At 41.3% G+C, this 25,118-nt stretch carries 18 protein-coding genes; 9 read left to right on the top strand and 9 right to left on the bottom strand.

Annotation, left to right across the window (positions count from 1 at the left end):
• Window positions 1–4 precede the first annotated feature (4 nt).
• From NDQ71_RS22970 to NDQ71_RS22940, 7 genes are all read right to left on the bottom strand, one after another.
• Entirely contained in the window at window positions 5–4,963 is a 4,959-nt protein-coding gene (locus tag NDQ71_RS22970; RefSeq protein ID WP_301562824.1) for an AAA domain-containing protein, read from the bottom strand.
• 93 nt (window positions 4,964–5,056) lie between these two features.
• Entirely contained in the window at window positions 5,057–6,538 is a 1,482-nt protein-coding gene (locus NDQ71_RS22965; RefSeq protein ID WP_301562823.1) for a restriction endonuclease subunit S, read from the bottom strand.
• 86 nt (window positions 6,539–6,624) lie between these two features.
• Window positions 6,625–7,689, bottom strand: coding sequence for a YhcG family protein (locus NDQ71_RS22960; protein WP_192541986.1), 1,065 nt, complete (start codon window positions 7,687–7,689; stop codon window positions 6,625–6,627).
• Entirely contained in the window at window positions 7,679–9,388 is a 1,710-nt protein-coding gene (locus NDQ71_RS22955; RefSeq protein WP_192541987.1) for a class I SAM-dependent DNA methyltransferase, read from the bottom strand. Before NDQ71_RS22955 ends, NDQ71_RS22960 begins: the two co-directional genes overlap by 11 nt.
• Before the next feature lie 197 nt (window positions 9,389–9,585).
• Complete coding sequence (locus NDQ71_RS22950) at window positions 9,586–9,831, bottom strand: YfhL family 4Fe-4S dicluster ferredoxin (RefSeq protein ID WP_192541988.1); 246 nt, start codon at window positions 9,829–9,831, stop codon at window positions 9,586–9,588.
• Between the two features lie 3 nt (window positions 9,832–9,834).
• Window positions 9,835–11,223 (bottom strand): tRNA 5-hydroxyuridine modification protein YegQ, encoded by a 1,389-nt coding sequence (yegQ, locus tag NDQ71_RS22945; RefSeq protein ID WP_192541989.1) that lies wholly within the window; start codon window positions 11,221–11,223, stop codon window positions 9,835–9,837.
• 103 nt (window positions 11,224–11,326) lie between these two features.
• Entirely contained in the window at window positions 11,327–12,643 is a 1,317-nt protein-coding gene (locus NDQ71_RS22940) for a methyl-accepting chemotaxis protein (RefSeq protein ID WP_283708907.1), read from the bottom strand.
• Window positions 12,644–13,072: 429 nt separating this feature from the next.
• Between NDQ71_RS22940 and ndk the strand changes: the two genes are divergently transcribed.
• The 9 genes from ndk to der all read left to right on the top strand — a co-directional run bounded on the left by ndk (window position 13,073) and on the right by der (window position 23,658).
• Window positions 13,073–13,504 carry a nucleoside-diphosphate kinase gene (gene ndk, locus NDQ71_RS22935; protein ID WP_008111339.1) on the top strand — a complete coding sequence of 144 codons (432 nt, stop codon included), beginning with the start codon at window positions 13,073–13,075 and terminating at the stop codon, window positions 13,502–13,504.
• Window positions 13,505–13,678: 174 nt separating this feature from the next.
• Window positions 13,679–14,812 (top strand): bifunctional tRNA (adenosine(37)-C2)-methyltransferase TrmG/ribosomal RNA large subunit methyltransferase RlmN, encoded by a 1,134-nt coding sequence (locus tag NDQ71_RS22930; RefSeq protein ID WP_064664657.1) that lies wholly within the window; start codon window positions 13,679–13,681, stop codon window positions 14,810–14,812.
• A 111-nt stretch (window positions 14,813–14,923) separates the two neighbouring features.
• A complete protein-coding gene (gene pilW, locus NDQ71_RS22925) occupies window positions 14,924–16,858 on the top strand; it encodes a type IV pilus biogenesis/stability protein PilW (protein WP_192541991.1) in 1,935 nt (644 codons plus the stop codon).
• Window positions 16,855–17,745 carry a RodZ domain-containing protein gene (locus tag NDQ71_RS22920; protein WP_192541992.1) on the top strand — a complete coding sequence of 297 codons (891 nt, stop codon included), beginning with the start codon at window positions 16,855–16,857 and terminating at the stop codon, window positions 17,743–17,745. The genes pilW and NDQ71_RS22920 overlap by 4 nt, the downstream gene beginning before the upstream one ends.
• Before the next feature lie 5 nt (window positions 17,746–17,750).
• Window positions 17,751–18,869, top strand: coding sequence for a flavodoxin-dependent (E)-4-hydroxy-3-methylbut-2-enyl-diphosphate synthase (ispG, locus tag NDQ71_RS22915; RefSeq protein WP_064664660.1), 1,119 nt, complete (start codon window positions 17,751–17,753; stop codon window positions 18,867–18,869).
• A gap of 125 nt (window positions 18,870–18,994) precedes the next feature.
• Complete coding sequence (gene hisS / locus NDQ71_RS22910; protein WP_064664661.1) at window positions 18,995–20,275, top strand: histidine--tRNA ligase; 1,281 nt, start codon at window positions 18,995–18,997, stop codon at window positions 20,273–20,275.
• Window positions 20,276–20,291: 16 nt separating this feature from the next.
• Window positions 20,292–20,912, top strand: coding sequence for a tetratricopeptide repeat protein (locus NDQ71_RS22905; protein WP_301562822.1), 621 nt, complete (start codon window positions 20,292–20,294; stop codon window positions 20,910–20,912).
• Between the two features lie 9 nt (window positions 20,913–20,921).
• The gene (gene bamB / locus NDQ71_RS22900) at window positions 20,922–22,097 is read left to right on the top strand and encodes an outer membrane protein assembly factor BamB (RefSeq protein ID WP_064664663.1); all 1,176 of its coding nucleotides are present in this window, start codon (window positions 20,922–20,924) and stop codon (window positions 22,095–22,097) included.
• A 94-nt stretch (window positions 22,098–22,191) separates the two neighbouring features.
• A complete protein-coding gene (gene der, locus NDQ71_RS22895; protein ID WP_064664664.1) occupies window positions 22,192–23,658 on the top strand; it encodes a ribosome biogenesis GTPase Der in 1,467 nt (488 codons plus the stop codon).
• Between the two features lie 80 nt (window positions 23,659–23,738).
• Here der and NDQ71_RS22890 read toward each other — a convergent pair whose 3' ends face one another.
• Together NDQ71_RS22890 and NDQ71_RS22885 are read right to left on the bottom strand one after the other, a co-directional pair.
• Window positions 23,739–24,887: a cytochrome-c peroxidase gene (locus NDQ71_RS22890; protein ID WP_145239713.1), complete on the bottom strand. Its 1,149-nt coding sequence runs from the start codon at window positions 24,885–24,887 to the stop codon at window positions 23,739–23,741.
• Window positions 24,884–25,117: a hypothetical protein gene (locus NDQ71_RS22885; RefSeq protein WP_145239716.1), complete on the bottom strand. Its 234-nt coding sequence runs from the start codon at window positions 25,115–25,117 to the stop codon at window positions 24,884–24,886. The genes NDQ71_RS22890 and NDQ71_RS22885 overlap by 4 nt, the downstream gene beginning before the upstream one ends.
• Window position 25,118: the final 1 nt, after the last annotated feature.

Genomic DNA, 25,118 nt, shown 5'->3' with positions numbered 1-25,118 from the left:
ACAATTACACCGCCTTTTTATGCTTTTGAGGGGTTACATCAACGAAAGCATAATCACCTGGGGCGTTATTTTCTTCCATAAATTTAATTACACGACCAAACGGTAAGTCGCTATTTTTTCCTTGCCACATTCTCTTATCACCTACAATTACAAGTCTGTCCATCGCTCGCGATAATGCAACGTTTATCCTGTTTGGTAATCTTAAAAAGCCTGAGCTTTGCCTTTGTTCAGAACGTGACACTGATAAGATAATTATCCGATTTTCTTTACCTTGATAACTATCAACAGTATCAATTTTCAACAGCGACATAAGTGACTCTGAAACTCTTGCCTTCTTAATTTTTTGTCGTATACGCTTTTTCTGCTCCCCATACATACAAATAACACCAATAGCTGCTTCACCTTCTTTTACTTGTTTACTAAGATTGCTAACAAACTCCTGATTTTCATCAACTTGCTGTAATAAATCCACAATAGCTTGAGCTTCGGCATCATTAAAAATACTTGTACCAGAGCCTTTTTGGTGATGCGCTTTCTTTCCTAATGAAGAAGTATCTAACCACGTTGTAGCAGCATCTAATGGGGGAGGAACATCTGAGTAAATATCTGGAATTTTTCGTTCACCATTCTCAAGCTCGCCTTTATAAAAACATTGCGATACCAAAGTTCCAATGGCGGGAGCCATTCGGTATTGCACTAGTAATTTAGCGCCTATCTGCTCACCGTAATAAGAATTAAAAGCTCGAGCAAAGTCACTTTCAATTAACTCATCAACATCACTGCCCGATTTAATCCCTAACTTTCTAGCCAGTGCTTGTTTATGCGGCTCTGAATACAAAGGGGGTAGTTGTTGATGATCACCAACCAATAAAACCCTTTTACCGGCTTGCATGGCAATTGCCAATTCACTCGCTATTGAGCGTGCAGCCTCATCAATAATAACCCAATCATACTGGTTACTTGCAATATCTATATGCCAATTACCTATACCCACACATGTACCAGCTACGAGCTGGCGAGACCGAGCAAAAAATTCATCTAAGTTTGCATTACCAGAATTCATTACTTTTAGCATATCTTTCGATAATGCTATTAAACGCTTAACGCTATGAGCAACATTAGCCTGTACTGCATGCTCATAGTTCAAGTTCTTAACTAAGGTATCGCCCACAATACTTAAATCGTCGTGCCAATCTTTGTTCGTTCTGATATCTCTAGGTAATCGACTATTAATTAAAGTTTTACGTTCGTTGATTCCCTTTTTAAGCTCTTTTTTATCTTTCGGCTCTAACTCTTTGTTCTCTAGTTCTTTTAACGCACTGAGTTGTTCATCAATAATCGAGAGAACTCTTTTATCTAGTTCTACAAACGCCTCTAAATACTCTTTAGGTGCTTTTAATGATTTAGCTAAAGACATTACACGCTTTTTTAAATGAGAAGAAAATTGCTCCGCTTTTTTATTAACCATATTGGGTGAAAACACATCTCGTAGCGAGCTAGAAACAGCCGCCTCACGGCTACTAAACCTTACCACATCTAACGGAGTATCCAATCTGCTACAGTGTTTTCGAATACGTTCTGCCGCAGTATTTACCGCCTCGTGTGATTGGCTAACTAATAAAATACGCTGCGTCCCTAGCTTTTCTACTAAGTAATGTACAAAAGCAGCAATAAACTCTGTTTTACCTGTGCCTGGCGGTCCTTGCAACATTGAAAGCGGACCATAGCGTAATAATTTTTGAAACGCGATTCGTTGCTTATCGTTTAGTTTTATTGTGTTGCCATTATCATCGCTTCTGTCGTAACGGGAAAAATCTTCGCTTGTAACATTATGTTCGTAATCAATAGGAGCGTGCTGGCAATCAGGTTCAAAATAGTCGGCTAAATTCTCAATAACTGAGTCGTTCTCAATTATGCGGGTCAGCGCATTTTTACGCTTAACAAAAGAAGACTTATCGGCCTTACTCCTAAAAAAGATCACATCCTCTTCTTTTAGTCTTTTAGCGTGAAATGAGCTATTTGAAAGTGTCGCTTTATTAAGCCCTGATTTTGATAGATTCACTTGGCCAATAATAAACTCATCATCCCCATCAACTATATAAGCTTCAACATCATCTTTTGCAGTAAAAGCATCTAGCGGATCTTTGTCTGCTTCATACGGCAAAATAATAAAGTCTTTATTGTCTTTATAAGCCATTGGTTCACTGGCAAGCTCAACATAAGGATGAGACTCCGACTCTGTTTGTATAATAGCTTTCCATAACTCACGTGTAGAAATTGGCTCAACTGCACTTTCATCAGCTTTAAGCTCTGAGCTAATTAATGGTTCAACGCTATTATTGCTCGTAGTCTCAGCTGGTAAGTTGGTTTCTTTTCGTTTTAATTCAAACTGCTTAATCGCATTTTCAAAGCTATAAAGCTGCTTAATTCTTCGATTTAAAGTACCTAAGTTACTTGCCCTACCTTGTGTAACTTTAATTGCAAAAGGCACCTCAAAGTCTGCACTAGTAATATATTGTCTAGAAATACTCTCTCTTTTAATAGGCGGCATACCGTGTTCAAATTCAAACTGTGCTCTATTAAAAAATAACTTTTGTATTCCACCTAAACCGCAAAAACTTAAAACTAAGTCTGCTGGGTTTTTATTGCTTTGTTCAATTGATACATACAACTTACCGTTATCCGGATAAATAGTAATATCCTCAAAATCAGTTCGCGCGCCGCCAATCTCAATATTTATGGTTTCAGCTTTAACTTCTAAGTTTTGTTCTGGATTTAAAAAAGCATCCTCAAAGCGCGTAAGCTCCTTAAAGCCATAATCTACATCTTGCAGCTCTTTAATTATTGCGCTGCTTACTGCAGGATGGCTTGAACTTTCTTCACCCCAGTCAATTCTCAATAACTCTGCGCATATTTTCATAACGGCAAAGTTATCTCGCTCAAATGCCGTGCAGTTTTCGCTATTTATAGGGCTATATTCTGAGTTGTATACCTCGTTAGCATCATGATGAAAATCGAGTACATCAATAATAAAAACATCGCCGCCATTAACTATAATATTCTCTGGTTTCAAATCACCGTGAGCAAAACCAAGTGAATGCATATGCCTCACATTTGATATAAGAGCTTTGGCGACAATATCTGCCACCCTAAACCTCAAGCTTGTATCAAGGGTGTTTCCTTCAATCCATTGTGCAACCAAATATAAAGCGCTATCTCGTGCGGTTATACCAATATCAACTATTTTTGGCACAAAACTCAAATTCAAGTTTTGTAGTTTTTCAGCTCGCTCTAAAAAAAACAGCGTTCGCTGGCCAAGCCCTGGGCTTATATCGGTTGGATTAATATTATTCCAAACTTTAACTAAACCACTCTCGGCTTTGTAAACTTCTTTACTATCGGTTTCTTTAATAAATTCAAGTTCAGGGTGTAATCTGCTTATTTTGCTATGTTGTACAAAACGCTCAAGCTGATTACTCGAAAACGTAAATGCTTCTTCTTGGCTTGGCGCGCTATCAATTAACGCATCAAATAACTCACCTGCATTAGCATAGCTTTTATCAGTAAACGCATTAAGCAATACAGGGCCAAACCACTCATCACAATCACTAAGCTGTTGTGCTATATTTTTTTCAAATTTAGGCGTTAAACGTTCAGCCTTAATAATTGCCCAAGCAATAATTGCCAAACGAGAAACGTCATGGCTATAAGGGCTTCTAAAGCTTTCTTTCTGCTCATAAACCGAAAGCTCATCACGTATTTCACCAACCGTTTCTTTTTTACGCTCAAAAGCCGAAATAAAATTAGAAAGCGCCACACGCTGCCCTGTACTCAACCACACACTATGGCTGCCAATATCACGGTGGGCTAAATGTAATTGGTGTAAATCAGCAAAGCGGGCAATTAACACTCTCACTAGGTTTATTCGCTCATCAATTGATAAGTTTTCCCCGTAGGTAGTAATAAAATCGTTAAGACGCTCTTGCCCTTCGGGTAGCTCAACTACCTCGTTGTATTGCGAAGTTATTTTGTCTTTAGAAGGGATAGTGAGTGACGATACGCAGTGATCGTATAAGTCACGGTTTTCACGTTTTATTTTGGTTAACACTTCGCGTTCACGCGATACTATTTTAAAGCGGCCATCCGGCGTTTTAGCATCTGTATTGGTAAGCTTATCAAACTCCCAACGACGAATAATGGCATGATCGTTTTTATCCGACTCACTCTGCGCATAAAACTCTGTATAAATATTATTAGGATGTTTAAATATCTCGTCTTGCCCAACCCAGCCATCAACCGTTAATGGTTTCGATTCTACTTTATTAGCACTCAGTAACTGTTTTTCTAATAAAGGAATATCGTTAAGTAAAACAGTAGAATCAGGATGAGGCCTAAAACGCTCATTAAAAACATGTTCATTGGTACATAACTTACAAAAGTCATTTAAGCTCATCGTCTCGGCTAAATCATTTTTTTGTAACTTAGTAAAATCGCTCGTACCTGTCATAACCACTAAGGGGTACACACGCGGTATATGGTGACCATTGCTAAATCTGCCCCTAAAAGGCTTGAGTAAATTATCTAGCAAAAACTTTTTATTGCGGGTTATTTCTACAGGCGACTTGCCTCTGTCATCATTACCAAAAAACCATTTACCGTTATTTGAGGTAATAGGTTGTCCATTCCAATGCTTTAGTTCAATAATTAAAATATTACAATGAGTTACAATCAGTAAGTCTATTTCGCCTTGCTGATTTTTATTAATAAACCTAAAACCCGCATACCCTTTCCAACCCTCATTAAATGAGGTTTTTAATGTTTTTAGCGCTTCAAAACCTTGGTCTGGTTTATTATTTTTACCCTTGTTACTTTGTTTTTTTGGTCCAGTTAATACATTCTTTATTTTTTCAATTGCATCTATTTCATGACGTTCAAGGCCGCCCTGCCAATATTTTATATCCATATTTACTTCTTATTAATTCTAATTATTTAAATTGTAGTTACTTAGTTGTATTTAGTTTTGAGCATACAAAAGTAAGCTCTTTGCTTTTATGTATTATATATTGTTATCACTAACATTTGCCGAGTCAGGTATTTGTAATTTGCCTGAGATGAGTTTGGGTAATAGCGTGTCTCGAAGTTTTGTTAGCTCTATGTTTTGCCGATTGTTCATTAAAATTTTATCAAATAATGAGGTTACAGCTTTACCATACTCTTCCGTCAGTTTATCACCGGAAAATGGCAATAAAATAGATTTAAACGTTTCACGGGTTATAGTATTAAAAACTGATCCATGACCCCTTTTCTGTAGGTCAGAAACTTGATGCCTTGTAAGATAGTATATAAATTCATCCGATATATTATTAATGCCATTAATACCATAACAGGACTGATTCATAGCCATAGGTGTACCTACAAATGCACATTTCCCAACGGTTCCTCGTGCGCTTATGATGGTAGTACCGACGCGAAGTATTTTTGTGGATGATTTATCTACACCTAGCTGCGTAACATGCTTTTCCGTATCAACAACAAATACATCGCTATCTTGAGGTGCATCAACTACCGAAAACCAAGGAATCTCACCGTTCCAATACTCTTCAATACTCGTTTTAGGTGTGCCTCCACCAATTAATATAATTAATGACTCTAAAGGAAGTACTTCCCAGCCTTTTGGTATCCAGCCTAGTTGTTCGTTGTGTACGAACTCATTGGGGAAGTGGGCGTGGGTGTTGGCGTGTTTGGCCAATATATTAGGGTTGGCGTTAAAGTTTGGTTTAACGGGTGTTTCAGCGGCTTTTTCTGATACTTGCACAGCTGCGTGTGTTGCTTCTTTTGTGGGTAGCTGTGCTTGTAACTCGTGAGCGAGCGCTCTGAGTGAGGTTTTTATTTCGGCCGCATTTTCTAAACTGTTCAGTGCCGCTAAGCGGCACTGTGCTTTTTGTATTAACTCGTCAGGCAGACTAGTTTCAAGGTTGTCTAAGTTAAAATCAACGCTGGCAAGTAGATTGTCGAACACGGGATCAAAATCAACAAACCAACTTTTAAACAGCGCCTGCGCCATTTTTTCTAAGGTTTGGTTGTTTTTTTGGTTGAGCTCTATTTTTTTGTCTAAATTAAATAGTTTAAGCGCCAAGTTTCTTTGATGTACAGGGTCAACAGGCACTTTTACTTTTGCTTTATGTATATGATTTCTATTTATTCCAGGTACAGCTCCTTTATCTGTGTAGTCGGAATACCTGATTGTCTTTAGAAAGTAATAAACATATAAAGGATCATTCCCTTTAAAATCTTTAACGTACAATGTTGTATTTAATGGCCAAAAATCATCTTCGATATAAAATACTTCACCAATAGTTCCATATCGTCCAGTAACGACACCCGGACCTTTAACTTTTATTTCGTTATGCTCACCAGAAGATCCAGATGAAGACACAACGGGAACACCACCATTCACTCTCTTTGTTTTAGGTAAGTCATAGCCACGCTTCAACTCTATTAAATCACCAAGCTCGCAATCAATCCAATCACTCCCCATAACCCAGTGCCTCCACGTTTTTACGGGTGGCTTTATCAAGCTCATCGCTTTGGTTCATTTGGCTATCAACAACACACTCTATTTGTTTATTCATTATCTTGGCCTCTGGCTTGCTGGTTAAGCAATTGCGCTTGCACACGTTCGCGCTCTTTTTGTAGCTCTATGCGCAGCTCTTCTTCGCTAGGTAAGTGGGCTAAATATTTTGCAGCAAACAGTTGTTTTTGATCGCTCAGTACCGAGTATTTAACAACCGCTTCGCTTTTTTCACTGCATAAGACCAAGCCAATAGTGGGGTTGTCGTCGCTGCTGGTGTATCGATCATCGTACAAGCGAATATAGGTATCCATTTGGCCAATATCTTGGTGTTTAAGTTTGCCAATTTTTAAGTCGAGTAATAAAAAACACTTGAGTTTAAAATTGTAAAAAACGAGGTCGATATAAAAATCTTCGTCGTCAAAACGGATGCGTTTTTGGCGCTCTACAAAAGCAAAGCCTTTACCTAGCTCTAATAAAAACTGTTGTAAGTTATTTATAATGCCTTGCTCTAGGTCGTTTTCTTGATAGCTTTTGTCTTGCAGGTTTAAAAAATCTAAAATGTAGGGGTCGCGCAGGTAGTCTTTTGCGGACTCTGCCAATACTTGTGTGTTTTGTTGGGCTTCTTGCTCTACGGGTTGTTTGTTTTTACTTGAGAGCAAACGCTCGTAGTAAAGCGTACCAATTTGGCGTTCTAACGCACGCGCCGACCAATTTTGTAAAATGGCTTCATCTCGATACCAGTTGCGCGCAGTTGAACTATCAACCCGTAATAGTACACGATAATGCGTCCAGCTTAATTCGAGACGCACTGCGTCTCGTTTTTCAAAGGCGAGATAAAAGCGGCGCATATTACGCAGGTTGGTTATGTCAAATCCTCTGCCATAGTCTGTGCTGAGTTGCTGCGATAACCGTTTTAATGTTGCTTTGCCGTAGGCTGCGCGTGTTTTACCGCCTTGCTCATCCTCTACAATTAAGCGCCCTATTTGCCAATACGCTTGTAGCATGGCGGTATTAACAGTTTGTTTAACTTGCCCACGGGCTTGCTCAACAATGCGGCGAATATCAACTAATAAGAGCTCGTTTTGAATCGATGGCTGTTCTTCACTATGAGTCATTACGTTTTGCTCCATCACGCTCTTCACCATAGCCTAAGGCCTGCAAGTTTTTACGAATGGCGTTATCAAGTTCATCGGCTTGATTCATTTGGCTATAAAGGGTTTGGCTAAGTTCGCTCATTTTAGTTTCGAACGGGATGCCATCGTCGATAATATCGGCCGCGCCTACATAGCGCCCTGGAGTAAGTACATAGTCGTTCGCTTTTATATCGCTAAGGGTGGCTGATTTACAGTAACCGGCGACATCTTTGTACTCTTGCTCTTTATTTTCGCTTTGCTCTTTATCTGCGCTTTCTGGCTCGGTACTTGCTGTAGTTAGATCTTCGCCGCGCCAAATATGGTAGGTTTGGGTTATTTTAGCTATGTCGTCGTTGGTGAGTTCTTTTAAGGTACGGTTAACCATAGAGCCCATTTCGCGGGCGTCTATAAATAGGGTTTCGCCTTGGCGGTCGCGGCGTTTTAGTAGGCCTTTTTCGTTATTACCGCGTTTATCTTTACTGATAAACCATAAACACACCGGAATTTGTGTGGTGTAAAACAGCTGCCCTGGTAGGGCTATCATGCAATCGACTAAATCGTTTTCGATTATTTTTTGGCGAATATCGCCCTCGCCACTGGTGTTAGAGCTCATTGAGCCGTTAGCCAGTACAAAGCCTGCGGTGCCATGTTCGCTGAGTTTTGAGATCATATGCATGATCCACGCATAGTTGGCATTACCGGTAGGCGGTGTTGGGTAACCCGCCCAGCGGGCATCGTCAACTAATTCGTTATCGGCGCGCCACTGTTTTTGGTTAAACGGTGGGTTTGCCATAATGTAATCGGCTTTTAGGTCAGGGTGTTGATCTTTAAAAAAGGTATCGCCCGCTACATCGCCTAAGTTGCCCGAAATACCGCGCACGGCGAGGTTCATTTTCGCCAATTTATAGGTGGTGTTGGTGTACTCTTGCCCATAAATAGACACATTTTTTTGGTTACCGTTATGGCTATTAATAAACTTAAGCGATTGCACAAACATACCGCCCGAGCCACAACAGGGGTCGTAAATTTTACCTTCGAATGGTTCAATCATATCAGCAATGAGTGTAACGATTGACTTAGGCGTATAGAACTCGCCCCCGCCTTTACCTTCAGAGGCGGCAAATTTACCTAAAAAGTATTCGTACACACGGCCAACTAAGTCTTCTTCTGTTTTTTCGTTTTGGTTGGCAATGGTGTCGATATTATTAATGGTATCGATAAGTGCTGAGAGCTTACTGGCATCAAGCCCTAAGCGTGAAAAGTAGTTATCGGGCAATGCGCCCGCGAGTGATTTATTGTTTTTTTCAACGCCGTGCAGGGCGGTATCTATTTTTACAGCGATATCGCCTTGCTTAGCGTTGGCTTGAATGTATGACCAGCGAGCGTCTTCTGGTAGGTAAAACACGTTATCCATCGCGTAAAAGTCAACCATATCGATGTATTCATCACCATACTCGGCAATAATGGCTTTTTGACGTACTTCAAACTTATCACTAATAAATTTAAGAAAGATTAAGCTTAAAACAATGTGTTTATATTCGGCTGATTCAACACTGCCACGTAGTTTATTGGCGGCATCCCAAAGCGATTCTTCAAACCCGACTTGTGCTTGTTTTGTGGTTTTTTTAGCAACTTTTTTAGTAGCGGGCTTTGTGGCGGTTTTTTTAGGTGCGGTTTCCATAGCTATCTCAGACCAGAATATCAATACAAATTATTGAGTTATCATACCGTAAATAGCGTGAATTATTGAGACTTAATTAAAAATATATGAGGAGATATTTATTAGTCACAATACGCAATATGCGAGCAGTTTGATTATTGCGACAGTATCGCCACTTTCGCTTCGTAACCCATTAAGCATAAAAACCAATCGACAAACTACCCCGTTAACCTCACATATTTCTCTGCCAGCTCATCTATACTTTCACGGTGATTAGGATCGGGCTTTATGCAGTCAATTGGGCATACGCTAACGCAGGTGGGGTTATCATAATGGCCTACGCATTCGGTGCATTTATCTGGGTCTATTTGGTAGATTTTAGCGCCCATATAAATGGCTTCATTTGGGCACTCGGGATCACACATGTCACAGTTAATGCATTTGTTGTTTATTAGTAAAGCCATGGTTTAACCACCAACCACGGCTTTTTTAAACGGATTGCGGGTATCTTGGTTTTCGTCTAGGTTACGCATTAATATCGCGTGTTCTAAGTCGATGCCTTCAGGCAGTGGGATTTTTACAATATGGCCTGAGCCTTTGGCGTCTGTGATGCTTTCGCCTTTTTTGTTTTCCATCAATTCAAGCACAAAGCTGATATTGCCCTTTGGCGTCATTAGCTCTAAAGAGTGCCCAACGCAGAACTTGTTTTTAACGTCTATCTCCACTAAACCATTGGCATCTCTACTTAGTACTTCGCCAACGAATTGTTGTTTATCTGATACTGAATGGCCGTATTCATAGTTTTGATAATCTTGATGGGCGTGGCGTTTTAAAAAGCCTTCGGTGTAACCACGGTGTGCTAAGTTTTCTAGCGTTTTAAATAAGTTAGTATCAAATGGACGACCTGCTACGGCGTCGTCTATCGCTTTACGGTAAACTTGTGCGGTACGCGCTACATAATAAAACGACTTAGTGCGGCCTTCTATTTTTAAGCTGTGTACGCCCATTTTTGTTAACTGCTCTACGTATTGTACAGCGCGTAAATCTTTTGAATTCATGATATATGTGCCGTGCTCGTCTTCAAACGCTGGCATGTATTCACCAGGGCGGCCTTGCTCTTCAAGCATTACAATATCATCGCTCGGCGCGCCTTCGCCTAGGGTTGGAATAACCGTGCTTGGGTCAAACTTGTGCACTATTTCGCCGGTTTCGTTTTCAGTGCCAGGTTTTACATCATAATTCCAACGGCACGCATTGGTGCAAGTGCCTTGGTTAGGATCGCGCTTATTTATATAGCCTGAAAGTAAGCAACGCCCTGAATACGCCATACATAATGCGCCGTGCACAAATACCTCTAACTCTGTTTCTGGGCATAGCTGACGAATTTCAGCGATTTCTTCAAGCGATAACTCGCGCGATAATATTACTCGTTCAATACCTTGTTTTGCCCAAAACTTAACAGTTGCATAGTTTACCGCATTGGCTTGCACAGATAGGTGAATAGGCATATCAGGCCACTTTTCACGCACTAGCATAATTAAACCCGGATCTGACATGATCAGCGCATCGGGCCCCATCGCAATTACCGGTTCAATATCACGTAAGTATGAGTTGACTTTAGCGTTATGTGGCGCGATGTTTGATACTACATAAAACTTTTTATTCAGTGCGTGTGCTTCATCAATGCCTATTTTTAATGTTTCCAGATCAAACTCATTATTACGCACTCTTAGGCTATAACGAGGTTGCCCGGCATAAACAGCATCGGCACCATAGGCAAAGGCGTAACGCATATTTTTTAAACTGCCAGCAGGTGAAAGTAACTCTGGGGTAAACGGGGTGATAATTGACGACATGCGCGCTCCATATATAAAACTGGGGTCAAGCCAGTGGCATGATAATAAAGCGCGGGAGTATAAAGTTAGTTAAATAGGGATGTTTTGATCGAAATCATAAAACTCACTTTAATTGATTGGCAAATTGACTCACTGCATCAACCACTTGCTGGGCACCTTTTTTAATATTGGTCATCACAATGCCAGACTCGTTTGACAGCTCTAACCCTTCTTGTGCTTTATCTTCACCTTGCTTAATGGCTTTCACACTTGACTGCGTTAAGGATTGATTTTTTTGTACCACTTCAACAATTTCCTCTGTGGCTTTACTGGTTCTAGATGCTAATTGACGCACTTCATCGGCGACTACCGCAAAACCTCGCCCTTGCTCACCTGCTCTTGCGGCTTCAATCGCAGCATTCAATGCTAACAAATTAGTTTGATCGGCAATGCTACTAATGCTTTGTACTATGCTTGCTATTAACTGTGATTGTTTATCCAATGCTGATATTTCATCCCCTGCTTGCGACATTTGCACCGCAAGTTCGTTCATCACTTTGACTGCTTGCTCAATAACCGCAGCCCCTTGGTCGGCAAGGTGATCAGTTTCAATTGAAGTGCTATACGCAATATCAGCAGCTTCAGCTATAGCGAGCTCGCGCTCAACTTGCTCAGTAATAACAGTCGCGAATTTAACCACTTTATACAGTTCGTTTTGCTCATTGAAAATCGGGTTATAAGAAGCTTCAAGCCAAACCGTTCTCCCATAACTATCTATGCGTTTAAAACGGCTTGAAACGTACTCGCCTCTTTTGAGCTTTTTCCAAAAGGCGTCATATTCAGCAGAGTTTGCCTCTTCAGGCTCACAAAAAATACGGTGATGTTGACCAACAATCTCTTTAAGTGAATACCCCATGCCAGCTAAAAAGTTTTCGTTTGCAGTTAATACAATGCCATTGGTATCAAACTCAATAACCGCCATGGCCCGATGCAAGGCTTTGATTAAATCTTGATGCTCGCGAGAGGTTTCAATCGTGCGCGTTAACACATTTGAATGCAAAGTAAACTCAATAGGCTTGCCTTGTTCGTCCACAACTGGTTGCAAAATACTTCTTAACCACTCTTGTTCGCCATTGACATTAACAAACTGCAATGCACCAACCCAATGTTCACGCTGCTCTATTGCTTTTTTTAAGCTTTTAAAATGCCCAGTATCTCTGGCGTTACTTGGCACAAAATCTAGTAGCTTTTTTCCAATAAGTTGCTGATCAGAGTAACCTAGCTCGTCTGCAAAGTTCTTATTTTGTGCTGTGACTAGCCCTGTTTTATCAATGATTAAAACCAGCATCTCTTCGTCTAAGCTTTTTTTAACCTGCTCTTGCTTAAAAAGCTTACTTTTTAATTCAGCATTCTCACTTTTTAGCGTTTTATTAAAAAACATACTCACTTCCTGATATAAACATTGATCACTTGAGCCAGAACAGCCGCCATACAACCTAAATATACGTTAGTGTAGTCTAAGTTGTTCACTTTGATACTCGTTTTAGGTAATTGATAATTAAACCAAAAAAATAATAACCGCTTATTTTGCTCTATCCCAACACCTTTAATGTTGAGAGATTAATAGTTCCGTCGTTTCAAGCAAGATTTGCTGCTCATCAATGCCTATCTCTATATAAAATATATGGCTACTTTCAAATTCTGGTGCCTGATTGAGTTTTAAATTAAAGTAACGAGGCGCGCTTTTCCCCTCATCCATTAAAATACAGCACACGCCTCATGAATAAAATTAGGCATTTTTGTTTAAAACGCGTATAATTCGCGCCCGTTAATATTCACACTTTTACTTAAAAATTATTGGAGCATAAAGATGGCTTTAGAGCGTACTTTCTCAATCGTAAAACCTGATGCAGTAGCTAAAAACCACATTGGCGCTATCTACAACCGTTTCGAAACTGCTGGCCTTAAAATCGTTGCAGCTAAAATGGTTCACCTTTCACAAGAGAAAGCTGAAGGTTTCTACGCAGAGCACAGCGAGCGTCCTTTCTTTGGTGCTTTAGTATCTTTCATGACGTCTGGCCCAGTAATGGTTACCGTTCTTGAAGGCGAAAACGCTGTTCTTAAAAACCGCGAAATCATGGGTGCGACTAACCCTGCAGAAGCACTAGCTGGCACTTTACGTGCTGACTACGCTGATAGCATCGACGAAAATGCTGTTCACGGCTCTGACGCTGTTGAATCTGCTGCTCGCGAAATCGCGTATTTCTTCGCTGACGAAGAGCTTTGCCCACGTACTCGTTAATTCGAGTTTCACAGCTAACCCTGTGATGCAAAGTAAGAAAAGGGCTTTCGGGCCCTTTTTTAGTCATTAGCTAAGCAATTAAACAACTGTTTAGCTAATGACTAAGCTGGTCGAATTGTGTACAATTCATCCCCGTAAATTTTTATCACCACCGTCACTGATTAAGGTTGTTTCATGACCACTGAGCAAAAAAAGATTAATTTATTAGATTTAAACCGAGATGCAATGCGCGAACTATTTGTATCGTTCGGTGAGAAGCCATTTCGTGGCGATCAGGTGATGAAATGGATTTATCATTTTGGCGTTGATAACTTTGACGATATGAGCAACGTTAATAAAAAGCTTAAAGAGAAACTTAAAGCAGAATGTGAGATTGTAGCACCGGAAATTTCAGTTCGTCAGCAAGCAAGTGACGGTACCATCAAGTACGCATTAGTACTTGATGGCGGCCAAGAAGTTGAAGCTGTATGGATCCCAGAAAAAGAACGTGCAACCTTATGTGTATCTTCACAAGTAGGCTGTGCATTAGAGTGTACTTTTTGCTCGACCGCACAACAAGGCTTTAACCGTAACTTAAAAGTATCTGAAATCATCGGCCAAGTATGGCGCGTAGCAAAAGACATTGGCCTTGACGGCAATAGTGAGAAACGCCCTGTCACCAACGTGGTAATGATGGGTATGGGCGAGCCGCTGCTTAACCTTAAAAACGTTGTTCCAGCAATGGAACTGATGATGGACGATTGGGGTTTTGGTTTATCGAAACGCCGCGTTACTTTAAGTACTTCTGGGGTGGTGCCTGCACTTGATTTATTGAAAGAAAAAATCGATGTAGCACTGGCGATTTCTTTGCACGCTCCTGATAACGCGTTACGTGATATTTTAGTACCCATTAATAAAAAATACCCGATTGAAGAATTTTTAGCGGCGTGTCGTCGTTATATTGATGGCTCTAAAGCAAATAAAGACGTGACCATTGAATACGTGATGCTTAATGGTGTTAACGACAGCACTGATCAAGCACATGAACTTGTTAAAACATTAAAGGGTACTCCTTCTAAAGTAAACCTTATTCCGTTTAACCCGTTCCCGGGTAATGAGTACACACGTTCGAGCAACAGCCGCATCGACCGTTTTTCTAAAGTATTACAAGCTGCTGGCATTACCTGTATTGTACGCCGTACCCGAGGGGACGATATTGACGCAGCCTGTGGGCAATTAGCGGGCGATGTTGTTGACCGTACTAAGCGTTTGGCGAAAAAGAAAATGCGTGCAGATAATGCGATTGCCGTAAATATTCAGCAAGCCTAGTTTTTAAAACTGTCTAAAGCCCTTTATGCCTATTTATTTTTGAAATAAAGGATGCAACATAAGGGCTTTTCGGTAATATAGCGCCATGGACACTAATAAAGAGACGAAGTAATGCGATCTTTACTTGCTATAACTATCAGTGCATTAGCTTTAACAGGATGTGTAACTGAAAATAGTTATGATGGCAATGACAAACCCGTTGTTGAAAATAAAATCAATAATACCGGCGCAGCTCGCACCCGTATTGCCTTAGCACTAGAGTATTTGAGTACAGGGAACAGCTCACAAGCAAAGTATAACCTAGAACGAGCCGCCGCATTCTCTCCCGATCTTCCTGAAGTCCACTACTCGTTTGCATATTATTATCAACAAGTCGGCGAAAACGTACTGGCAGACAAAGCCTATCAAAAAGCGATAAAAATTGATCCCAACGATCCGAACACACGCAATAACTATGGGGTATTTTTATGCGGTATTGGCGAGTATGACCGTGCCACTGAGCAACTGCTAATAGCCATTGAGATCCCAAGCTATATCCGTGTTGCTGAAAGCTATGAAAACTTAGCGTTATGCGCCATTGAATTTGATGACTTTGATAATGCAGAAAACTATTTTAAATCAGCGATTAACCACAGCTCAATGCGTGCCTCATCACTGATCAGCTTAGCCGCCTTGTATTACGCAAAAAGTGACTTACACAAAGCAAAAGAAGTGCTGCTGCGTTATGAAAACAGTGGCCAAGTATCCTCTCGCTCATTATTACTCAGCTATTTAGTTGAACAACGCATGGGCCATATTGAAAAAGCAGAAACCACAGCCGCCACCATATTACAAACTTACCCGACCTCAAGTGAAGCAAGGCTTATTCGTGAACAACAAACTAAACGCAGTGAGTTTGAAATGCTGCGCTCGCAATATCGCCAAGCGAAATTAGATGAATTACAAGCAAATAGCCCTGTGGGAGAGGTGAACTCAGCACCGCAAATACGCATTATAAAAAAGAAAAAAGCGCCAACAACTAGTACGACGGCGCAAGAAATAGCGGCTCAAACAACAGCCACAACTCAGAGCACAGCTAATGCAAACAGTGCTGAGTTAAACGCCAGCTTAGTAACACCTGTGATTGCAGAGGTTCAAAACAGCACAGTGCAAAGTACGGCTATGCAAACATTTGCACCCCCTGTGGATACCGGCTCTGTCGTAGCCGCTTTAAATACGGCGACTGTCGCTGTAGCACTGCCAAGCAGCGCTGACACAACAACCAAGCAAACGGTACAAAGCAATGACGCGGCAGCGGTGATGTCTGCGCTGGAAATTGTGCAAGTACCTGCTAAAACGACCACAAACGATGCGCAAATGATAGATATTGCGTCACTCTCATCTGATGAACAGGTTGAAAAAGCATTAGCCGTTCCAACCGTGCATTTAGCAACAACGCCGTCATCGCAGACGTCAACTCGCGTAAATAAGTCACAAGACGGGGTTAAAATAGTGTCTTTTGGTGCGGCTGCCGACAATCTAAGCATAGCAAAAAACAGCCAACCGATAGCAACAAATCAATCCCAGTTTGGCAATGATTTAAGCGACGGTGAAAAAGTTGTTTTTTATCAGCCACAACGAGATGCGGCCGTGTTTTCTGGTTCAAACAGCAGCTCTCAACCTGAGGTCCGCTTTCAAGATCCACAACAAAATACCCAAGCGCCGTTGCTAAACTCGCAGATCCCGCAATTGACAACGCCTTACCATGTTTTACAAGATGGTGAAAACCTATTTAGCATTTCAGTGCGATACAATGTTAAACTACAAAAATTACTGCAATGGAATGCGTTGAAAGAATCTGATCGGGTGATCAATGGGACAAAAATTTATCTCAATGATCCAAATATATATTACGAGATTAACACCGGCGATACCTTATACAGTATTGCCACCAAGCGTCGTTTGTTAATTGATCAGTTAATGCGATGGAATAAATTAAGCCCAGATGTTGCACTTAAACCTGGGCATAGACTATTACTAGTGGACCCTGAATCATACGCATTATGAATGATGAAAATACGGAAACAACCAGCTTAACCCTTGGCCAAACTTTAAAAAGTAGTCGAGAGCAAGCGGATGTCAGTCTTGAAGAGCTGGCTAAAAATTTAAAATTATCGGTGTTGCAATTACAACGTCTTGAAAATGACGAACACCACTTAATCGGCCCTGCGACTTTTATTAAAGGCTATACTAAAAGTTATTGTCGTGAGTTTAATCTAGATACAGCGGTCATCATGGCCTTGTTTCCAGAGCCGCAGGAAACCTTTAAAAAAACCAATATGCAAAGCTTTTCTAAGCGAACAGAAAAAGAAGCGCACGATAATCGCTTAATGCTAGTAAGTTACGCTATTTTAGCGATTGTTATTGGCTCTTCAGCAGTATGGTGGTGGCAAAACTCGGCTCCTATTGATAAGCAAGTTGTGACACCGTCAATAAATAATACGCCTGAAAGTACAATCACTTTGCCCGAGCAGAAGCCTGATACAGTGCTTGTTTCACAACTTGAGCAAGCGGGTCCCGATGAGGCCATTGATGACTTTGCAACCCCAGCTGATGAACAACTCGATGAGCAGCTAGATGAGCAGCAAGCAACTCAAGCCGATACAACTGAACCAGCAATAACAGCGAGCCAGCCGAAAGCGGATGGACTCGGCACGATTGTTATGCATTTCAATGAAGAAAGCTGGGTTGAGATCCATGATGGTAAAGGAGATAAAGTGGCGTTTGGTGTCAAAAAAGCAGGCTATGAGATGACTGTCACTGGACATCTACCTTTTTCTGTCGTACTGGGAAAACACCAAGCTGTTGATATCACCCTCAATGGTGAAAAAGTTGATATTTCAAATTTTCCAAAAAACCGTTTAGCAAAATTTAATTTACCGTTAGCAGAGTAGTCGTTATGTTTTCAGAATCTCCAATTAAACGCAGAAAATCAACGCGTATTAACGTCGGCAATGTCCCTATCGGAGATGGTGCACCAATCGCTGTGCAATCAATGACCAACACCGACACTATGGATGTTGATGCCACCGTTGCACAAATTCAAGCAATCCAAGATGCCGGCGCCGATATAGTACGCGTTTCTGTACCAACGATGGATGCTGCAGAAGCATTTAAAAGTATTAAAGAGCAAGTGACTATTCCATTGGTTGCAGACATTCACTTTGATTACCGTATTGCGTTAAAAGTAGCAAAATACGGGGTTGATTGTTTGCGCATCAACCCAGGTAATATTGGTAGCGAAGAACGTATTCGTGCGGTAGTCGATGCAGCTCGTGAGCACAATATTCCAATTCGTATTGGTGTCAATGGCGGCTCATTAGAGCGCGATTTGCAAGAGAAATATGGCGAACCAACACCTGAAGCCTTACTTGAATCAGCCATGCGCCATGTTGATATACTGCGTCGTTTAGACTTTGATCAGTTTAAGATTTCAGTGAAAGCGTCCGACGTATTTTTAGCCGTGGGCGCCTATCGTCTACTCGCTAAAGAAATCGACCAACCTTTGCACTTAGGTATTACTGAAGCGGGCGGCATGCGCTCAGGCTCAGTAAAATCAGCTGTTGGTTTAGGTATGCTGTTAGCTGAAGGGATAGGTGATACTTTACGTGTATCACTCGCGGCAGATCCTGTGCAAGAGATCAAAGTCGGTTTTGATATTTTAAAATCATTACGCATTCGTTCGCGTGGGATTAACTTTATTGCTTGCCCAAGTTGTTCTCGTCAAGAGTTTGATGTAGTCAGTACCATGAACCAGCTTGAAGAGCGCTTGGAAGATATCATCGAACCAGTGTCAGTTTCGGTGATTGGCTGTGTGGTCAATGGTCCAGGCGAAGCGTTAGTGAGCGATATTGGTTTAGCTGGTGCAAACCGTCGTTCTGGCCTTTATATTAATGGTGAACGTCAAAAAGCCCGAATTGATAACAACAATATTGTTGATCAACTGGAAGGTTATGTACGCGACTTTATCGCTCAAAAAGAAAAACAGACCCCAATCGACATTAAAATCGTCGAATAAAGTTAATATAGTCGGCAAACTGGGTGGTTTGCCGCACGCATGCCAGCTATAATAGCGGGTCAATTTTTAGCATTCTTGTTGTGTAGTCTTGTTTATTACACAAACACAGTTTTTAGGATTTAGCAGTGGCAAAACAAATTCAGGCAATACGTGGAATGAACGATTGTCTGCCGGGCGATACTCAAGTTTGGCAGAAAGTAGAAAACATCTTACGCGAGACTGTAGCCTCATTCGGTTATCAAGAAATTCGTTTTCCAATTGTAGAATCAACCGATCTTTTTAAACGCTCAATTGGTGAAGTTACCGATATCGTTGAAAAAGAAATGTACACCTTTGCTGATCACAATGGCGACAGCTTAACACTGCGTCCAGAAGGCACCGCAGTGTGCGTTCGTGCTGGTAATCAAAACGGTTTACTGTATAACCAAGAGCAACGCCTTTGGTATATGGGTCCGATGTTTCGCCATGAACGTCCACAAAAAGGTCGTTACCGCCAGTTTCACCAATTTGGTCTTGAGACCTTTGGTATTGCCAGTGCAGATATTGATGCTGAAGTTATTTTATTAACGGCTCAGTTATGGAAGCAGTTTGGCATCAGCGAGCACGTTCGTTTAGAGTTGAATTCTTTAGGCTCGAATGAAGCGCGCGCTCAGTATCGCGATGCACTGGTTGTTTATTTAGAACAGCACGTTGATGCCCTCGATGAAGACTCAAAACGTCGTATGCATACCAATCCACTGCGCGTACTAGATAGCAAAAACCCTGATGTACAAGCTATTTTAACTGATGCGCCTAAACTGTCTGAGCACTTAGATGCTGAATCAAAAGAACATTTCGAAAATTTATGTGAACGTTTAGACGCAGCGGGCGTCATATACACGGTTAACGAAAAGTTAGTCCGTGGTCTTGATTACTATAACCGCACTGTTTTTGAGTGGGTAACAGATAGCCTTGGCGCACAAGGTACTGTATGTGCCGGTGGCCGCTACGATGGTTTAGTTGAGCAGCTTGGTGGCAAAACAACGCCTGCGGTTGGCTTTGCTATGGGCCTGGAACGTTTAGTGTTAATGTTACAAGCATTAGAATGCGTGGGTGACATTCGCCGCAGCGCTGATGTATATTTGGCTGCGATGGGTGATAAAGCCAGTATTCAAGCACCTATTATTGCCGCTAAATTACGCGCTGAAGTACCTGGCTTGCGTATTATGGTACATGCTGGCGGTGGCAACTTTAAGAAACAACTTAAACGCGCAGATAAAAGTGATGCACTAGTTGCACTGATTATCGGCGAAGATGAATTAGAACAAGGCGTAGTGACAGTTAAGTATTTACGTGAGCGTAAAGAACAAGTCACCTTAGAATTAGAACAAATTAAAACGCTTTTAGCTGAGCTTGTGAACAGCTAAAAAAGACGAGGTAAGAATGGATATTTATTCAACAGAAGAACAACAAGCAGAAGCGATCAAACGTTTTTTCCGTGAAAATGGTTTATCACTAGCATTGGGTGTCGCCATTGGTTTAGGCGGCCTGTATGGCTGGAAAGCTTATAACCAAAGTCAAATCACAACTGCTGAAAACGCCTCTGATGCGTACACTCAGCTTGTTGAAGGTGGTGCCGTGTTAGGTGCAGCCGATACGTTTATCGCCGAGCACAAAGACACTAATTACAGCGTACTTGCAGCTTTTGTTGCAGCAAAAGAAGCTGTAGAAAAAGACCAACTTGATGTAGCGAGTGAAAAACTTAGCTGGGTTGTAGAAAACGTAAACAATGCTGATTTAAAAGCAACCGCGACTACTCGCTTAGCACGTGTGCAAATTGCCCAACAGCAATACGACCAAGCATTATCGACGCTAAATGGCGAGTTTGCTGACTCATTTACAGCGACTGTTGCTGAGCTTAAGGGTGATATTTACACCGCTCAAGGCGATGTAAACCAAGCGCGTACAGCATATCAAGCGGCCGCAGATGCGGGTGGTCTTGAAAATAACCCATTATTGCAAATCAAACTTGACGACTTAGCAGTAACTAGCCCAGCGGCGTAAGGGGTTACCATGAAAAAATTAACAGCGGCAAGTATAGCGTTATGTATGGCTACCTTAGTAGGTTGTTCATCAAGCGATGAAGAAGAACTCGTCTTGCCTGAAATCGTTAATCAGTTTGAAACCAACGTTGTCTGGCAAGAAAGCATTGGCGATGGTGTTGAGCACTATTTTTCACGCTTAACACCAGCGGTATATAAAGACCGTGTTTTTGTAGCAAGTCGTAATGGTGAAGTAGAAGCACTATCACTTGAAAATGGCGACACTATTTGGGAAACCGATATCCGCGAAAACTCAAGCTTTTGGCCTTGGGAAAGCGATATCAGTGCCAAATTATCAGGCGGTATTTTACAAGCTTATGGTAAAATTTTTATCGGTTCAGAGCATGGTTATTTACTCGCCCTTGACCGCGAAACAGGTGAAATTGTTTGGCGTAAAAAAGTGCCAGGTGAAGTACTCGCAAAACCAGCTGCGGGCGATGGCCTTATATTCGTTAATTTAGGTTCAGGTAAATTACTCGCGCTGCACCCAGACACAGGTGAAGAGCGTTGGAGCCATGAGCAAGAAGTACCTCCATTAACATTACGTGGTCAAAGCTCACCTATCGTTGCTAATGGCGGTGTATTAATTGGCCTTGAAACCGGCAAATTAAGCGTACTCATTTCTGATAGCGGTTACTCTGCATGGAGTGCTGAAATTGCAACACCCAAAGGCGCGTCGGAGTTCGAACGTTTAGTAGATGTTGATACCCAGCCTTTGATCAGCGGCCCATATGCCTATGCTATTGCCTATAATGGTAACTTAGCAGCGGTAGACATTCGCTCTGGTAACGTCGTGTGGAAACGTGAGTACAGCAGTTACCGTGAAATTGCCATGGACACCCAAACTATCTATGTTGTAGATAGTGACGGCGTTGTTTACGCACTAGATAAAACCTCTGGCATTGAACGCTGGAGCCAACCGGCCCTTCGTGGTTGGTACTTAACAGGGCCTGCGGTAGCAGGAAATTATTTAGCCATGGGCGACCAAGAAGGTAACTTACATTGGCTAAATAAAGAATCAGGCGAGCTGGTATCGCGTGAAGACTTCGACAGCTCAGGCTTTTTTATTGAGCCAGTTGTTGCAGACGATAAACTGATTTTATACACCCGAGACGGTGAAATTAGCGCGGTAAAAATACCAAACTAATTTGCTAAAATAGCTATAATTTATTAATAGCTAATTTATTTTTTGTAAGGCTTCGCTATGCGAAGCCTTTTGTTGTTTTTTTAAGAGGTAGTTTATGCTTCCCGTGATCGCTCTAGTTGGGCGACCCAATGTGGGCAAATCCACATTATTTAACCGTTTAACACGTACTCGTGATGCACTCGTTGCCGATTTCCCTGGCTTAACTCGAGATCGAAAATACGGCCAAGCTAATTACGATGGCTATGAATTTATCGTGGTAGACACGGGCGGTATTGATGGTTCTGAAGAAGGCATCGAAATCGAAATGGCTGATCAATCGCTACTGGCGATTGAAGAAGCTGACATCGTATTATTCTTAGTTGATGCCCGCGTAGGTATGACTGTAGCCGATCAAGCTATTGCCAATCATTTACGTAAACAAGAAAAGAAAAGCTTTGTTGTTGCCAATAAAACCGATGGTATTGATGCCGATTCGAACTGTGCTGAGTTCTATCAATTGTCATTAGGCGAAGTACACCATATTGCAGCCGCTCATGGTCGTGGTATTACCTTATTACTTGAGCACACTTTACAGCCTTTGCTAGCAGAGCTGAGTGCACAAAATGATGATGGTAAAGGCGATGACGACGAGTTAATCGATTTATATTCTGAAGATGATGAAGACTCAACTGCGCATGAAGCATTTGCGGATAAGCCAGTAAAGCTCGCTATTATCGGTCGTCCTAACGTAGGTAAGTCAACGCTAACTAATCGTATATTAGGTGAAGAACGCGTTATTGTTTACGATATGCCAGGCACAACGCGTGACTCGATTTATATCCCAATGACTCGTAACGAGAAAGAATACGTACTGATCGACACCGCAGGTGTTCGTAAACGTAAGAAAGTCAGTGACGTGGTTGAGAAATTCTCAGTGATCAAAACCCTACAAGCAATCGAAGATTGTAACGTAGTGCTGTTGGTTGTTGATGCCCGTGATGGGATTTCAGATCAAGACCTCAGTTTACTTGGTTTTGCGCTGAATTCAGGCCGTTCACTGGTTATCGCGGTGAATAAATGGGATGGCCTTGATGATTACGTGAAAGACCGTATTAAATCAGAGCTTGACCGTCGCTTAGGCTTTATCGACTTTGCTCGCTTACACTTTATCTCTGCACTGCATGGTACAGGTGTTGGCCATTTGTTTGAGTCAATTGACGAAGCTTATGAATCAGCAACTAAGCGTATTAGTACCGCGATGCTGCGCCGTATTATGGACATGGCACAAGCCGATCACCAGCCACCACTGGTGCGTGGCCGTCGTGTTAAGCTAAAATACGCGCACGCGGGGGGTTATAACCCACCACGTATCGTTATTCACGGTAACCAAGTACACGATTTACCAGACAGCTATAAACGCTACCTAATGAATTACTACCGTAAAGCGCTAAAAATTATGGGCACCCCTATCAAAATCGAATTTAGAGAAGGTGATAACCCATTTGCAGGACGTACTAATAAAGTGACTCTTTCGCAAAAACGTAAGATCCGCGCGTTTAGTAAAGAAAACCGTAATAAATGATAGAGCTGTAAGCTGTAAGCTGTAAGCTGTAAGCTGTAAAAATTAAACCTTGTTGGGCACGCCCTTACAAGGTTTTTTGTTTAGCTTTCAGATAAAAATGAAAAATGAGGTCCATTTGCAGGATGGGCTGTGATTGAGTGCAAGAATGTCTCTAACGCCATTTTTTCATCTTGTGTTAGCGCCAAAGGCTTTAATAAAGTTGATGTTTCTGGCGAAAACACATCATTTTCATCTTTTAATATTCTGACCCCACCAGCATTATAAATATTTATTACACCTGCCATGCTGATAAATAAACCATTGTGCATCCAAGGCTTTGTATTCATCACGCCACGTAAACTCGGTGTTTTAAATTTGCCAACATCAGCGGGGTTTCCAGTATAGTTAAATAAACCTAAATCTTCATATTCCCTTTTATAGTATGTCAGGCCTATATTATGAAATTTATTATCCGAAAACAAAGAGCCTGAGTGACAGTTTATACATCTCGCTTTGGTTCTAAACAAATGCATCCCCCACAAAGCTTGATCTGTTAACTTTTGCGATAAAACACGCTTACGTTTAGGGTCTGATTGTTTTGCTGCAAGCAAGAAAAAATCAAAATCAGATTTTCGTGAACGAATAGTGCGCTGAAATGTCGCTAATGCTTTAGCAACATCTTCAGCAGAAATGTATTCCTTAGCAAAAGCTTGTTTAAACTTCTGTTTATATTGATAAGTGCTATTTAATTTCAATTCCAACTCATAAATAGTCAAACTCATCTCATTACCAGCTTGAATAGGGATTAACGCTTGTTGTTCCAACGACCTAGCCCTACCATCCCAAAACAAGCTTTGCCATAAAGCAGCATTCTCAATACTAGGTGCATTTCGCTGACCTACTTGACGATCATGACCAAACGAAACTCTCCTTCCATCTGCCCAACCTAAATCAGGGTCATGACAACTTGCACATGCTATTTGTCCAGATCGAGATAAAATAGGATCAAAGAATAGAGCTTCACCTAACCTCATTTTAGCTATGGTAAAGGGGTTTTCAACTGGAAATATCACCTCAGTTAATGCACCTATTTCACTATGTTCCACTCCCTCTTCAAGCCAAGGCTCAGGCCAGTTTTCTGAGGTTTGTTCATACTGTGCACGTAATTGTAAAAAGTTAATAGGTTCAGCATGTAAATTAAAAACCAAACCTACAATAAAAACTATAAATAGTTGCCGTGCTTTTGTCATTTGTTACTTTCAACAATTGAAAAAACACGCTCATCAGTTGCAACTAGTCGTTTTGCGCTTACTAATTGATGACTTTTAAGGTCAATACAGAGGTCTTTTTCTTCTTGGCGCGCCACTTGTAATTCGGTAGCACCTTCAAAAAATTCTTCAAATTTAATTGCGTGTGTATCAGCACTTGCGTCATAACATAGTTGCGTTGTTATAAGCGCTAAAGCATAAATGGTTGTCATA

The organism is Pseudoalteromonas sp. KG3 (genome assembly GCF_030436385.1).
In the GTDB taxonomy this organism is placed as follows: Bacteria; Pseudomonadota; Gammaproteobacteria; order Enterobacterales; family Alteromonadaceae; genus Pseudoalteromonas; species Pseudoalteromonas prydzensis.
The sequence above is the reverse complement of the archived record's forward strand: the minus strand, read 5'-3'. Positions and strand labels throughout refer to the sequence as shown.

What these genes read in the sequence shown, in the direction of transcription:
- NDQ71_RS22920 (WP_192541992.1), top strand. Translation starts at nt 16,855, where the DNA reads ATGAATGATGAAAATACGGAAACAACCAGCTTAACCCTTGGCCAAACT.
- NDQ71_RS22930 (WP_064664657.1), top strand. Translation starts at nt 13,679, where the DNA reads ATGACCACTGAGCAAAAAAAGATTAATTTATTAGATTTAAACCGAGAT.
- NDQ71_RS22885 (WP_145239716.1), bottom strand. Translation starts at nt 25,117, where the DNA reads ATGACAACCATTTATGCTTTAGCGCTTATAACAACGCAACTATGTTAT.
- ispG (WP_064664660.1), top strand. Translation starts at nt 17,751, where the DNA reads ATGTTTTCAGAATCTCCAATTAAACGCAGAAAATCAACGCGTATTAAC.
- NDQ71_RS22940 (WP_283708907.1), bottom strand. Translation starts at nt 12,643, where the DNA reads ATGTTTTTTAATAAAACGCTAAAAAGTGAGAATGCTGAATTAAAAAGT.
- NDQ71_RS22890 (WP_145239713.1), bottom strand. Translation starts at nt 24,887, where the DNA reads ATGACAAAAGCACGGCAACTATTTATAGTTTTTATTGTAGGTTTGGTT.
- bamB (WP_064664663.1), top strand. Translation starts at nt 20,922, where the DNA reads ATGAAAAAATTAACAGCGGCAAGTATAGCGTTATGTATGGCTACCTTA.
- NDQ71_RS22970 (WP_301562824.1), bottom strand. Translation starts at nt 4,963, where the DNA reads ATGGATATAAAATATTGGCAGGGCGGCCTTGAACGTCATGAAATAGAT.
- ndk (WP_008111339.1), top strand. Translation starts at nt 13,073, where the DNA reads ATGGCTTTAGAGCGTACTTTCTCAATCGTAAAACCTGATGCAGTAGCT.
- NDQ71_RS22955 (WP_192541987.1), bottom strand. Translation starts at nt 9,388, where the DNA reads ATGGAAACCGCACCTAAAAAAACCGCCACAAAGCCCGCTACTAAAAAA.
- der (WP_064664664.1), top strand. Translation starts at nt 22,192, where the DNA reads ATGCTTCCCGTGATCGCTCTAGTTGGGCGACCCAATGTGGGCAAATCC.
- NDQ71_RS22960 (WP_192541986.1), bottom strand. Translation starts at nt 7,689, where the DNA reads ATGACTCATAGTGAAGAACAGCCATCGATTCAAAACGAGCTCTTATTA.
- NDQ71_RS22965 (WP_301562823.1), bottom strand. Translation starts at nt 6,538, where the DNA reads ATGGGGAGTGATTGGATTGATTGCGAGCTTGGTGATTTAATAGAGTTG.
- yegQ (WP_192541989.1), bottom strand. Translation starts at nt 11,223, where the DNA reads ATGTCGTCAATTATCACCCCGTTTACCCCAGAGTTACTTTCACCTGCT.
- NDQ71_RS22950 (WP_192541988.1), bottom strand. Translation starts at nt 9,831, where the DNA reads ATGGCTTTACTAATAAACAACAAATGCATTAACTGTGACATGTGTGAT.
- NDQ71_RS22905 (WP_301562822.1), top strand. Translation starts at nt 20,292, where the DNA reads ATGGATATTTATTCAACAGAAGAACAACAAGCAGAAGCGATCAAACGT.
- pilW (WP_192541991.1), top strand. Translation starts at nt 14,924, where the DNA reads ATGCGATCTTTACTTGCTATAACTATCAGTGCATTAGCTTTAACAGGA.